This window comes from Actinomadura fulvescens, assembly GCF_039533225.1.
Lineage (GTDB): Bacteria > Actinomycetota > Actinomycetes > Streptosporangiales > Streptosporangiaceae > Spirillospora > Spirillospora fulvescens.
On record NZ_BAAATD010000005.1, the window covers coordinates 699,673 to 712,271 of the forward strand.

Genomic DNA, 12,599 nt, shown 5'->3' on the forward strand with positions numbered 1-12,599 from the left:
CTTGATAACAGGGAGGACCTCCTGGCGCGCTGTGAGGGTACCAAACAGCCACTTCACGCCACAGGAGGTCCTCGTGCCCCACCGTAATGCGCCGTTGACTGAGACGGGTCGGCTGTGGCTGGCCCGGTGCGTCGTTGACGATGGCTGGTCGCTGCAGCGGCCCGCCGAGCGGTCCCAGGTGGTTCCCACCACGGTCAAACGGTGGGCCTGACCGATACCGGCAGCTGAGCATCGCGGGCATGGCCGATCGCTCCAGCCGACCGCATCACTGCCTCGCTCGCACACCCAAACCGACCGAGCGCCGGATCGTCAAGGTCCGCATCACCCACCGGCTCGGGCCGACGTGGATCGCCGCCCAGCTAGGCCTGCCGGCTTCCACGGTGTACCGGGTCTTGCGCCGCTGCGGCTGCCCGCCCCTGGCCCATCTGGACCGAGCCACCGGCCACCCGATCCGCCGCTACGAGCACGGCTCCCCTGGCGGACCTGATGCGAATGCATAAGGCCATTTCGCTCGCGCTACTCTACGGAGGGCTTCTTGCGGCCAACTTGCACCGCACATGCACGCGTCTTACGCGTAGTCCACTGCACCTCCTGCTGGCCCACTGTGGGTTTACTGACATTGCATGGCCTTTGGCCGACGGGCGATACTCCTGATCATTCGACCAACGAATGGATGAACGTTGTGCGATTTGCCAGAGTCTTATGGTTAGCCCGCTTATCACAACGTTCATTGAGCACATTGACGACCGCCGCCGAACGGATAGCGTGCCACAATTCCCCTCTTCGCCGACCAAAGCTGGATGAGATGTTCCTTGACTGGTTCCTGCTCGTCGCGGCCGGTGTTTCGTCCACAGGCGTGGATTCTGAGGCACTAACTCCGGCGCCAGTGAAGCTTTCTTCACCTCGGAGCATGATGAGTGGACCCGGCGATCTGCTATTCAGAGCGTGGTATTTCCGATCGGTCGAAGGAGGCGATCAAGCAGCGTGCGGAAATCACGATCACCAGGGCTGCCGTCACCGCCACCGCCACGGCCGCGATCGGTAGCGACCACGACAGGAGTTCTGTCACGTGGTCGAGCCCGCCGTACGCGGCAGCGTTCAACAGGGCCACACCGAGTGACAGCACGGTGCTGATCCCGAGCGGGACCAGAAGGAACCAAAGGTGTGCCCGGCGAAGCAGGACCAGGGGTGCGCCAGCAGTGGCCATCATCATGACGCCTTTGCGCCGTTCCCAGCCGGCATCGATCCCGGCCGCCACGAGCGCGAAGGCTGCGACGAGAAGCCCTAGGACGGCACCTGCCGACAGCACCGCTCGCTGTGGGTCGGTCGACAGGACCTGCTCGCGGTTGGCGCTGTCCACACTGGTCACCTGAGCTGCGGGCTCGTCGCGGAGAACGGCCTGCCGAACGTGCTGTTCGGTTTCGGAACGCCCGTCTGTTTCCACGAGGGTCACAGGCTTCTGCCGACTTTCAGCTGCCCGCATCAGCGGGGCGATCCCCGGATAGTCCGGCGACAGGAACAGGATCGTGTTCTCCGGGGAGAAGAGGGATGCAGGGGGAGTTGCGTTACGGCTGTTGGACGGTGTGATGATCGTGGCGGTGGCGGGGCTCTTGTCGACAGACAGACGCACCCGCTGCCCTTGCCCCAATCTGGGGATCGTGCGGCACCCGTTGTCGTCGCAGAACTCGCCCAATCCCTGTGACCGGTTCACGACAACGGCATGTTGCAGACCGCAGTCGTGAGCGGAGAGGCCCAGAAGAGGGAGGGCCCGGCAGTCGGCCACCAGTGCACTCTCCAGACCTTTACCGAGCGCAGCAGCCTCAGGCCGCTCGATGTACACCTCGGTGAGGCGGGTGGCCATCCGCACGCCGGGGACCTTGATGGCGCCCTGCGGCCCGGCTCCCTCTACCCGCAGCCATGATCGCTGTACGCCTGTTGCGTTGGCGAAGTTGGTGTTGGCAAGGGCGACCGCCGCGCCGAACGTCTGGGCCACCCCGAGGACCACTACGGCGAGCCCGACGCTGCCGACGACCCGGGAGGCAGCGGTCGGCTCATGTTCAAGCCTTCGCGCACCGAGCCGGGCGGCGACGGGACGGACCAGACTCAAGGCACGCGCGACGACCCTGATCAACGCTGGCAAGACGAGCGGAAAGGCCAACACCGTGACCACAGCACCCAGCAGCGCGATCAGATCAACGAATTGCCGCGCGAGCCAATCTTGGCCTTCGCGGGGGCGGAGCGCAGGCACCTGGAGGGCAACTCCGGCTCCAAACAGCATCAGTCTCGGTACAGTGGCCAGCCGGGTCGTGGCGGCACGACGTACGGCCAGCGGAGAACCTATGGCCCGCCGGGCCGCCGTCGTGGCGACCATCACGCTCAGAATCGGCACGCCGAGCACGATCACCGGGCCATAGACCCCGGGCCAGAAATCACCGTCGTACCAGCTGATCCCGCCAAGCCCGATACCGCTCGCCCAAGGCCGCAGCACGAGGTAGGCACCGATCCCCAGCACGGTTCCCACAACCGCCGCGACGAGGGCCTCACCTGCGAGCACCTTGCGTGTCTGGGCGGCCGAGGCGCCGACCAGCCGCATCGCCGCCACTCTCCGGTCCCTGGCCAGTGCCGACATGCGCGCGCAGGTGGCCAGCAGAACGATCAGCATGGCCGCCAGCAGAGCGCTGACCGCCAGGACATAGGCGCTGGTTCCCGATGAGTGCGCCTCGTCACGCACAGTCTCCGGCGCTTGGCCAAAGCCGGCCACGGGCATCTCCTCGTCCCGAGCCTGGGCTACTTGGGCGCGTGTTGCGCCGACATACGCGATTAGTTCCTCCGGACCTGCCAGCCCGTCTGCTGCGACGATGCCACTGATCGGCCCATAGCGGGCGGCGAGGTCACTGCCGGGATTGTCTCGTACCAGCCGCGCGAGTGCGGGCGAGAGCACGGCCTGACCCGGGGCGGGAAATCGCTGGACACCGGGTACGCGCAACTTGCCCGATGAGGTCGCCACCAACTCACGCTTGATGACCTTGCTGCGCCAGTAGTCGGTACTCTCGGCCATCCAAAGCGTGGCCTGCGACTGGTCCAGCCGGGGGCTGCGGTCGGCGATGCGTCCCACACGTGCCTCAAGCGCCTGCGGGAGGCTCGCGACTAGAAGGAGCAGCAACACGCCAAGTCCCACGCCGAAAGTCGTCAGCGCCAAGCGAATACGGTCACGAAGACCGGAACGAAGCGCGAGCCGGACTCCGATCCCAAGCTCAACCATCCGTCGCCGACCCGATCATACCGTCGCGCACTTCCACGATCCGGTCCGCCGACGCCGCGACCTCGGAATCGTGGGTCACCACGACAAGGCTGCTCCCGTGCCGCTTGACGGCATCTATCAGCAACACCAGTACCCGCTCGGCCGATTCGGAGTCCAAAGCACCAGTTGGCTCGTCGGCGAAAACAACAGCGGGCTTGTGGACCAGGGCCCGGGCGATCGCGGTCCGCTGCATCTGCCCGCCAGAGACCTCGGCCGGCCGACGCCGGGCGAGGTCTGCGATGCTCAAGGTGTCCAGCAGGTTCAAGGCTTGGGCCTCGGCCTCCCGTCGCCGTATCCCACCGAACACCAGCGGCAACGAGACGTTCTCCACCAAGGTCAGTTCGGGAACCAAGTCACCGAACTGGAGAACGAAGCCGAAGGCGGTTCTGCGAAGCTCGCTGGACTCCTCGTCAGGCAGGTCATCGATGCGACGCCCCCGGAACCACACGCTTCCCGAGGAAGGTCGCAGGATTCCGGCCAGGCAGTGCAATAGCGAAGATTTTCCCGAACCGCTTGGTCCTTTGATCGCGACGGATTCGCCTTCGCGAACGGCCAACGACGCCCCGACCAACGCCGTGTCCTGGCCAAACGAGAGCCCGACCTCTCGAGCCTCGAGCATCGTTGCCATTCCTTCCCCGTCCCCGAAGGGCGTCCGAGGACGGCGCACACCGCCCTCGGAACAGCACCTTCCACGCTTGGGCCTACTCAGCGTGTCTTGTGGGTCACCCTGCTGGAACAGTTGTCAGGACGTCCAGGCCTGTCACGGCAGACCTTCCACTTGAGGTTGACGAAGGCGCCGTGTCGGTTGTAGCGGCCGTCCCTCACAGTGATCGTCTTACCCGCGCCCTTCTTGTTCTCGAGGTGAATGCCCCCAAAACCATCCTGCCACCAGGCGACATAGACACGATTGCGGTCGGCCTTGGTGTCCTTGAGGTAACAGCTGATATAGGCGTACTGGTCCCGCACCTTACCGTTCGCGGTCGAGACCCAACAGTGCGCCCAGGCACCGGTGGTGTCGCGCTTGTCATTCCAGACCTCCGCATGCGCACCGGAGGCGGAGAGCAAGACCACCCCAGAGGCGAGCGCCGCGACCGTCAACGCACTCTTCGTGCCGAACATGATCCTCCATTGGCCGAGGGACTGCGCGGGGTGCGGTCTAGATCTTTGCGTCTGTTGTGGAGGTGGTCAAGACAATCTGTCAAGTCATGCAATGGCCGCCAATCCGCTCCCATTTCCGGTGCGTCAGGTGAGTAGATTTCGGTTGCCCACGGGGGTCTACCCGGTTGAGCGGTGAGGTTGGCTGAGAGCCCTTACGGCTACCCGACCAAGCACGGATCTGCCCGCCCACGACGCCCTCTGTGGCAACGTCAAGCAGCACCACGTTTGCTGCTGGCCGCTGCGACCCGTTGTTCTGGCGGGGACGCAGGGATGCTGTCAAGCCAGCAGCGCCAGATCACGCGGGTCCAGGCGCGGGCCAGGATCAAGACGGCGTGGGGTGATCGATGCCTCGACCCGCTGGTAGACATTCGCCGCTCATGGGCTGTCGTGACGGCTGTTGCCGGCCATGTGGTGATGGGCTGGCGGATGAGTTTGTTGCACAACCAGCCTCAACCGACGGCATGGTGGCGGTCCGATGCCTTGATGACCAGGGGCAACGCCGCGACGGAGTCCGTGCCGTCATGGTCGAGCCCCGACCCCCGGACGGCCACATACCACCCCAACCCCTGCCCGCGGTGCACTGAGGACCGCCGCCCGAGTCCTGGCGCTTGCCGGTCGCAGGGAACGAGCGCATCGTCCGCGTGTTCGTCCACCAGCGAGCATCTCCGTCGGACCGGCCACATCAGCGCCGCACCATGGATGGCCGAAAACATCAGCGCCTCCCGACACGCGAGGCTTGCGAAGAAAGGACTTCCCCGGTCAGTGGACCCGAGCAAATCCTCTGCCCATACGCGGCGTGCCAGCCTGAAGAACTTGTTTTCGAGCCAGCCGCTACACAGGCCAGGTCATCCAGCGACCTCATCCATTTGGGCGGCAGCAGCCAGTCATAGTCGGCCGCTGAGATCGGCTCGCATGACGTATCACATCGCACAGTGAGATCACTGCGGATGCCGTCGCGCGCCGCCACGGGTCTGTGACTGAGGCCGGTACAGGAGTTACTGGGAGCGGCTCAGTTGGTGTCGGTGGCATCTGGTGCCGCCGAATCCTGATGACATCTTGATGACAAACGATCAAGGCCTGATCGAATGATCTTCCGATCAGGCCTCTGACCTGGGTGTCTGGGTGGAGCTGAGGGGATTTGAACCCCTGACCCCCTCGATGCGAACGAGGTGCGCTACCGGACTGCGCTACAGCCCCAAGGACTCCGCAAGGTTAGCAAACATCGGGGGTGGTTCGCGCATCGGTATTCGGTCAGCCGCCGACCACTCGGCGGTCGTCGGCGTACTGGTCGAAGACCTCTTCCTCGACGTGGGGGACGAGTTCGATCACCTCGGCGTCCTCGGCGGCGGCTTCGGCGGCGGCGCGGCGGGCCTCGGCGCGGATACGGGCGCGTTCCTGGGCTTCGGCGCGGTGCTGGGCGACGTCCATGCGCACGGCGACGCGGAGGAGGGAGAGGTGGCCGGCCAGGAGGAGAACGGGCGGTACGGAGACCCACCAGGGGACCAGGCCGGTGGCGATCACGATGATCGAGGTCACCGTGAGCAGGAGGAGGCCCGTGGTGCGGCGGCGGCGCCTGGCGATCACGGCGGCGCGGCCGGGGCGGCGGCGGGGGGCCGGGGCCGTGTCGGTGTCCTCGTCGAGGGTCTCCTCGGCGTCGTCGAGGGTGGGCTCCTCGAGCGTGAGCTCCTGGGTGTCGTCGGCCTTCTTGTGGAGGAGCTTGGAGAGCCCGGTCGCCTCGGTGTCACGGCGGAGCCACATGGGGACGAGGACGACGGCCCACACGGCGACGATGGCCAGGTAGAGAACGGTGCTGCTCACCGGCCCACCACCAGGGCACGCTTAAGAGGCGGGCCGACTTTCGGCGCGCGCACGTGCATTGGGAGCAGGGCCACGACCCGCACGGTACGAGTCACTGTTAGATGTTGACGAGCATAAGGGGCGGTGTGTCGCGAGATCGATCTCGCGGTTACTCTCTGTTTGCCGACTCTTCTCGATCGCAGGATTCTTACCATCCGCACAAACTCGAAAGTCAGCGCGGACCCAAGTGTCAGGGGGACGAGGACGAGCGCGGAAATGCCTGCTTGGTGCTCGCCAGCCAGCGTGAGCGCAGGCCACCCGGCACGTCCTCGACCGTGAGGGCGTAGCAGATGTGATCGCGCCAGGCGCCGTCGATGTGAAGATGACGGCGCCGAATTCCCTCTTCGCGGAATCCCAGTTTTTCGACCACCCGGCGGCTGGCGGTGTTCTCGGGGCGAATATTCGCCTCGACTCGGTGGAGCCCGACCGTGAAGAAACAGTGGTCGACGGCGAGGGCGACGGCGGTCGGGATGACGCCGCGGCCTGCGACCTTGCGGTCCACCCAGTAGCCGATCTGGGCCGAACGGGCGGACCCCCAGACCACGGCGCCGACGGTCAGCTGGCCGGCGAACTTGCCCTCGTGCGTCACCACCCAGGGCAGCGCGAGGCCTTGCCGCGCCTCGCGGCGCATGGTGTGGACCATGCTGAGGTAAGGGCCCAGACCGCTGCGAAACAGCGGGGTCTCGGGGTTCGTCGGCTCCCACGGCCGGAGCCATTCGGCGTTCCGTACCCGGAGTTCGCGCCAGACGGCTGCGTCCCGGTGCCGCAGCGGGCGCAGCCCGACCGGGCCCTCGGTCAAGGTGACCGGCCATCCGCGCAGTCGTTCCACGGCTCCATGATTCCCTGGTGAAGTATCCGGACGCCATCAATTGTCGCCGACAACTCAGCCGGAGCGCAGGTCCGGGGCCTCCTGACCCGATGATGCGCCGGCAGACCCGGAAAAAACGTGTCATGCGGCACGGAGCACGGCCAGCAGACGGCCCACCTCCCGCGCGATCGCCGTCCGGCCGGGGGCCAGGTATTTGCGGGGGTCCACGAGTTCGGGGGCGGCGGCGAGGGCCGTCCGCACCTCGGCTGTGAACACCTTGTTCAGCTGCGTGGCAATGTTGATCTTCGTCATGCCCCGTTCGACCGCGGCGGTCAGGATGGCGTCGGGGACGCCGGAGGAGCCGTGCAGGACGAGCGGCACCGGAACGGCGGCGCGCAGCTCGGCGATCAGGTCGAGGTCGAGGACCGCATCGCGGGTGAGCATGGCGTGGGAACTGCCGACGGCGACGGCCAGGGCGTCCACGCCGGTCGCGGCCACGTAGGCGGCCGCCTCACCGGGTTTGGTACGGGCGCCGGTGGCGTGCACGCCGTCCTTGCCGCCCACCTCGCCCAGCTCCGCCTCCACCCAGACGTCGCGCTGGTGGCACCAGGCGGCGATGTCGGCGGTGGCCTCCACGTTCTGCTCGTACGGCAGCGTGGAGGCGTCGAACATCACCGATCCCGCGCCCAGCCCCACGGCCTCCCGCACAAGATCGGCCGAGGTCGCGTGATCGAGATGAACGGCCACCGGGACGGCCGCGCGGCGCGCCAGCATGAGCGAGGCGGCAAAGATCGGCGCGGCCGCGCCGTGGTAGCGGACGCAGTTCTCGCTGATCTGAAGGATGACCGGCGCACCCGCGGCCTCGGCCCCGGCCACGATGGCCGCCGCATGCTCAAGCTGGATGACGTTGAACGCACCAACGCCGCGCCGACCGGCCACAGCAGGGCCAATGATCTCTCCAGCAGCTACGAGAGGCATGGATCTCCTTGGGGGGGCTACGCGGAAGCGAGTTGTGCGCGGAGCGGTCTGTTGCGGGTGAGTGGTCTCGTCTAGGCGGTGCGGCGTTGTCATGCAGGCGGGGGGCAGGGTCTCCTGCAGGTGGTGGGCCGATCTCCTGCAGGCGATTGGGGTGTTGTCATGCAGGCGGTACGGCCGGGACGCGCAGGCGGTGGGGCTGTCTGTTGTGGGTGGTGGGGTGGTCTCTTGCAGGTGGGTTAGAGCGGGGTGACGGTTACCTCTTTGGTTAGGCGGGTGTAGGCGGCGGCGTCGAAGTCGCCTGCTACGGGGGCGTGTACGGCTGCCGCTGACAGTGCTACCGCGTTGCGCAGGAGGTCTGGCCAGGCGTCGCCGGCGAGTAGGGCACGTGCAGCCGCGGCTACGGCTGCGTCCCCGGCTCCGGTTGGGTTGCCGTTCACCGGCTCGGGCGGTACGGCGCGCCAGCAGCCCTCGGCTGTCACCGCCACTAGGCCTCCGGGCCCCAGCGACACCAGAACGGCCTGTGCGCCCTTGGACTGGAGGGCCCGCGCGCCCTCGATCACCGAGGTCTTCCCTGTGGCCCTCGCCAGTTCGTCGGCGTTGGGTTTCACGAGTGCGGGGCCGCCTTGGACGCCGAACGCCAGCGTCTCCCCGTCCGCGTCCAAGATCACGGGGACCGGCGAGTCGGTGATCAACGTGGCGTAGGCGTCGGCGGGAACGCCCGGCGGGAGGCTCCCGGAGACCACCACGACGTCCGCTTGCGACTGGAGCCTTCCGTAGCGCTCACGAAAGGCCTGCCACTCGTCGGCGGTTACCGCTGGCCCAGGCTCGTTCAATACCGTGGCCGCGCCGTTGGACGTCTCGACTACGGTGAGCGTACGGCGGGACGTCCCGCCCACTACGACGAAGTCGTGCCGCAGCCCGGCATCGTCGAGGTCAGCCAGGACGAGGTCCCCGGTCACGCCGCCTACAAGCCCGGTCGCCACCACAGCAGAACCCAGGGCGGCGGCAACCCGCGCCACGTTGACGCCCTTGCCTCCCGCCCGTTGCCTAACGGTGCCCACTCGGTTGGAGCCGCCCCACTCCACGCTGGGCGTCTCGTACGTGACGTCCAGCGCCGCGTTGAGGGTCACCGTGAGGATCACGTCCAGCGACCGCCCTTCATGACCCTCTCGACCTCCAGGTCGTCGTTGAGCACGACGAGGTCGGCCTCCTTGCCGGGTGCGAGCGAGCCGATGCGGTCGTCCAGGCCGAGCGCGCGGGCCGGGACCAGCGCGGCCGAACGGGCTGCGTCCTCGATCGGCAAGCCCACGACCGTGACGGCACGGCGGAACCCGTCGGCCATCGTGATCGTGCTGCCCGCGATGGACGTGCCACCCGCGAGAACGGCGCGGCCGTCCTTGACCTCGACGTCCATCACGCCGAGGGTGTACGAGCCGTCGCCCATCCCGGTCGCGGCCATCGCGTCGGTGATGAGCGCGACGCGGTCGGCGCCCGCGGCGTTGAACGTGAGGCGCGCGACCTCGGTGTCGATGTGCACGCCGTCGTTGATCAGTTCGACGGTGACCCGCGGGTCGTTCAGCGCGGCGACGATGGGCCCGCCCTCACGGTGGTGCAGCGGCCGCATCGCGTTGAACAGATGGGTGGCGACCCGCGCGCCCGCGTCGAACGCCTCCCTGACCTGCGCCGCGGTGCCGTCCGTGTGCCCGACGGCGGCGACGACGCCCTCGTCCACGGCGGCCCGTACGAGATCCAGGCCGCCGGGCAGCTCGGGCGCGAGCGTGATCATGCGGACGTGGCCGCCGCCCGCCTTGACCAGCCGCCGGAACTCGGCGGCGTCGGGATCGCGCAGCAGCGTGGGCTCGTGCGCGCCGCACCGGTTCCGCGCGATGTACGGGCCTTCCAGGTGGATGCCCGCGATGAGGCCGTCGGCGGCCAGTTCGGCCAGTCCCGACACCGCGTTCAGCAACTCGTCCGCGCTGCCGGTGACCAGCCCCGCCGTCAGCGTCGTCGTGCCGTGGGCGCGGTGGAACTCCACGATCTGCCGCGCATCGTCGGCCCGGCCGCGCTGGTACGAGTGGCCCGCGCCGCCGTGCATGTGCATATCGACGAATCCGGGCACCACGTACCGCCCGCCGAGATCCACGATCTCGGCGTCAGCGCCGGCCATGCCCTGAGCCGCGGCGCGGGTTCCCGGGGCGGTGGCGCCCGTTACCGGGGCGGTGGCGCCTGTTCCTGGCTCGTGGGCGCCCGATCCCGACCCAGAGACGCCCGCGCCAGACCCGTTGGCGTCCGAGCCTGGCCCAGAGACGCCGGATACCGTGCCGCCGGCGCCCGTGCCATGCCCGGTCGTGTCCGAGCCCGAGCCGTTGGTGTCCGGGCGTGAGCCGGTGGCGGACGCGTCGGCGTCGGGGGCGCCTGGGCCGAGAGCGGTGATCCGGCCGGCGTCGATGCGCAGCCAACCGTGCTGGACGGCGTTCGGAAGGACGAGGCGGGCGTTGGCGAGGACGGTCATGGCAGGTTCACACCTCGGCGTCGAGGATGACCGACCGGGTCAGGTTGCGCGGGGTGTCGGGGTCCAGCCCGCGGTTCCGGGCGATCTCCACGGCGAGCCGCTGTACGCGGATCAGGTCGGCCAGCGGGTCCAGGTCACTCACGATCATAGTTCCGCCGACCCCCGCGACCTGGTCGGCCAGCCCCTCCGGAGGCGTGCCGAACATCCAGACGACGCGGCCCGGCCCGGTGATGCTGATCGGACCGTGCCGGTATTCCATGGCGGGATACGACTCGGTCCAGGCTCCGGCGGCTTCCCGCATCTTGAGCGCCGCCTCGTGGGCGAGCCCGGTGGTCCAGCCACGGCCAAGGAACGTGAACTGCTCGGCCACCTCGGCCCCGGCGGGCAGCGGCTCGGTGACGGCACGTTCGGCGTCCGCGATCGTCCCGGCGAGGTCCTGGCCGAGACTCGCCCGCAGCAGGACGAGCTGGGTGGTCGCGAAGCGGGTCTGAACGACAGAACGCTCGTCGGCGTAGTCGAGCACCGCGATCTGGTCGGCGGCCGCCATCACGGGCGTGTCCGGATCGGCGGTGATCGCGGCCGTCGGGATCCGCCCCCGGACCCGCGCGAGCACGTCCAGCACTTCGGTCGTGGTCCCGGAACGGGTGAGGGCCAGCAGCCGGTCGTACCTCCGATCCAAGGGCGTCTCGGAAGCGGCGAACGCGTCGGTCTCCCCCTGCCCCGACGCCTCGCGCAGCGCCGCGTACGCCTGCGCGACGAACCACGACGTTCCACAGCCGACGACCGCCACCCGTTCGCCCGGCCGCGGGAGCACCGCCGAAAGGTCCGCGTCCGCCGCGGCGGCGCGCCGCCAGCACTCCGGCTGGCTGGCGATCTCAGCCTCGGTGTGAACGTCCGCCACGTTCGCCTCCTCGCACAGGACCTGCATACAAATGATCGTTAATGCTTGTTTTATAGCAACAACACGCAGAAAAGAACAGATGCGTGCACGGATAGACTCTTGGACGCCACCCGCCGTACGTGCGCCGCCATGCACGTGGATGCGCGAACGCCGCACGAAGGGAGCGCGAGTGACCCGCCACGAGCGCTGGAACGCGCTGCTCGAACTGCTCGCCGACGCCGGCCAGCTGACGGTCGAGGAGACCGCCTCCCGGATGGGGGTCTCCGCCGCGACCATCCGCCGCGACTTCGACCAGCTCGCGCAGCAGCAGATGCTCACCCGTACCCGCGGCGGCGCCGTCGCCCAGAGCGTGAGCTACGACCTGCCGCTGCGTTACAAGAGCGCACGCCACGCCTCAGAGAAGCAGCGCATCGCGGCCGCCACGGCCGAGCTGGCCAAGCCCGGGTCGGTCATCGGCCTGAACGGGGGCACCACGACCTCCGAGGTGGCGCGCGTCCTTGCCAGGCGCGCCGACCTGCACGCCGACGGCGCCATGCCGGGCATCACGATCGTGACCAACGCCCTCAACATCGGCAACGAACTGGCCGTCCGCCCGCACGTCAAGATCGTGCTGACCGGTGGGGTGCCGCGGCCCCAGTCGTACGAGCTCACCGGCCCGCTGGCCACCGGCATCTTCGATCATGTCACCCTGGACGTGGCGATCCTCGGCGTGTACGGCGTGGCCGTCGACCACGGCGCCACCTGCCACAACGAGGGCGAGGCCGACATCAACCGGATCATGGCCGAACGCGCGGACCAGATCATCGTGGTCGCCGACGGCTCCAAGGTCGGCCGCCGCGCGTTCGCCAAGATCTGCGACACCGCCAGGATCGACGTCCTCGTGACCGACAGCACCGTCTCCCAGTCCGCCGTGGACGCCTTCACCGAAGCGGGCGTGAAGGTGATCCGCACCTAGGCCGTGTTTCGAAGTGCGTGTAGCCATTCGTTGATGGCGGCGACGTGGAGTGTTGCCTGGTAGCGGACGGCGAGCTTTTCGTATCGGGTGGCCATGGCGCGGTGGCGTTTGAGCCGGTTGATGCCGCAC

At 68.1% G+C, this 12,599-nt stretch carries 10 protein-coding genes, 1 tRNA gene and 1 pseudogene; 2 read left to right on the plus strand and 10 right to left on the minus strand.

The annotated features are described in order from the left end of the window. Window positions 1-73: 73 nt before the first annotated feature. Window positions 74-479: pseudogene (locus ABD333_RS22200) on the plus strand (helix-turn-helix domain-containing protein); the annotation flags it as partial. Between the two features lie 455 nt (window positions 480-934). Here ABD333_RS22200 and ABD333_RS22205 read toward each other — a convergent pair. The 10 genes from ABD333_RS22205 to ABD333_RS22250 all read right to left on the minus strand — a co-directional run bounded on the left by ABD333_RS22205 (window position 935) and on the right by ABD333_RS22250 (window position 11,542). Beyond that, window positions 935-3,199: an FtsX-like permease family protein gene (locus ABD333_RS22205; protein ID WP_344543706.1), complete on the minus strand. Its 2,265-nt coding sequence runs from the start codon at window positions 3,197-3,199 to the stop codon at window positions 935-937. A 55-nt stretch (window positions 3,200-3,254) separates the two neighbouring features. Next, on the minus strand, window positions 3,255-3,920 hold the full coding sequence (locus ABD333_RS22210; protein ID WP_344543707.1) for an ABC transporter ATP-binding protein: 666 nt from the start codon (window positions 3,918-3,920) through the stop codon (window positions 3,255-3,257). Window positions 3,921-4,006: 86 nt separating this feature from the next. Next, entirely contained in the window at window positions 4,007-4,420 is a 414-nt protein-coding gene (locus tag ABD333_RS22215) for a hypothetical protein (protein ID WP_344543709.1), read from the minus strand. 1,162 nt (window positions 4,421-5,582) lie between these two features. Continuing rightward, a tRNA-Ala gene (locus ABD333_RS22220) sits at window positions 5,583-5,656 on the minus strand. A gap of 54 nt (window positions 5,657-5,710) precedes the next feature. After that, window positions 5,711-6,277, minus strand: a complete 567-nt coding sequence (sepX, locus tag ABD333_RS22225; RefSeq protein ID WP_344543711.1) for a divisome protein SepX/GlpR — start codon at window positions 6,275-6,277, stop codon at window positions 5,711-5,713. A gap of 229 nt (window positions 6,278-6,506) precedes the next feature. Beyond that, window positions 6,507-7,145, minus strand: coding sequence for a GNAT family N-acetyltransferase (locus ABD333_RS22230; protein ID WP_344543713.1), 639 nt, complete (start codon window positions 7,143-7,145; stop codon window positions 6,507-6,509). Between the two features lie 120 nt (window positions 7,146-7,265). Then, window positions 7,266-8,102 carry a class II fructose-bisphosphate aldolase gene (locus ABD333_RS22235; RefSeq protein WP_344543715.1) on the minus strand — a complete coding sequence of 279 codons (837 nt, stop codon included), beginning with the start codon at window positions 8,100-8,102 and terminating at the stop codon, window positions 7,266-7,268. A 236-nt stretch (window positions 8,103-8,338) separates the two neighbouring features. Next, on the minus strand, window positions 8,339-9,244 hold the full coding sequence (locus ABD333_RS22240; protein WP_344543717.1) for a 1-phosphofructokinase family hexose kinase: 906 nt from the start codon (window positions 9,242-9,244) through the stop codon (window positions 8,339-8,341). Then, window positions 9,241-10,614: an N-acetylglucosamine-6-phosphate deacetylase gene (nagA, locus tag ABD333_RS22245; RefSeq protein WP_344543719.1), complete on the minus strand. Its 1,374-nt coding sequence runs from the start codon at window positions 10,612-10,614 to the stop codon at window positions 9,241-9,243. The genes ABD333_RS22240 and nagA overlap by 4 nt, the downstream gene beginning before the upstream one ends. Window positions 10,615-10,621: 7 nt before the next feature. Continuing rightward, window positions 10,622-11,542 carry an SIS domain-containing protein gene (locus ABD333_RS22250; RefSeq protein WP_344543721.1) on the minus strand — a complete coding sequence of 307 codons (921 nt, stop codon included), beginning with the start codon at window positions 11,540-11,542 and terminating at the stop codon, window positions 10,622-10,624. A 142-nt stretch (window positions 11,543-11,684) separates the two neighbouring features. Here ABD333_RS22250 and ABD333_RS22255 point away from each other — a divergent pair, with 142 nt between their 5' ends. Next, complete coding sequence (locus ABD333_RS22255; RefSeq protein ID WP_344543723.1) at window positions 11,685-12,470, plus strand: DeoR/GlpR family DNA-binding transcription regulator; 786 nt, start codon at window positions 11,685-11,687, stop codon at window positions 12,468-12,470. Window positions 12,471-12,599 lie beyond the last annotated feature (129 nt).

What these genes read in the sequence shown, in the direction of transcription:
- ABD333_RS22215 (WP_344543709.1), bottom strand. Translation starts at nt 4,420, where the DNA reads ATGTTCGGCACGAAGAGTGCGTTGACGGTCGCGGCGCTCGCCTCTGGG.
- nagA (WP_344543719.1), bottom strand. Translation starts at nt 10,614, where the DNA reads ATGACCGTCCTCGCCAACGCCCGCCTCGTCCTTCCGAACGCCGTCCAG.
- ABD333_RS22235 (WP_344543715.1), bottom strand. Translation starts at nt 8,102, where the DNA reads ATGCCTCTCGTAGCTGCTGGAGAGATCATTGGCCCTGCTGTGGCCGGT.
- ABD333_RS22210 (WP_344543707.1), bottom strand. Translation starts at nt 3,920, where the DNA reads ATGCTCGAGGCTCGAGAGGTCGGGCTCTCGTTTGGCCAGGACACGGCG.
- ABD333_RS22250 (WP_344543721.1), bottom strand. Translation starts at nt 11,542, where the DNA reads ATGCAGGTCCTGTGCGAGGAGGCGAACGTGGCGGACGTTCACACCGAG.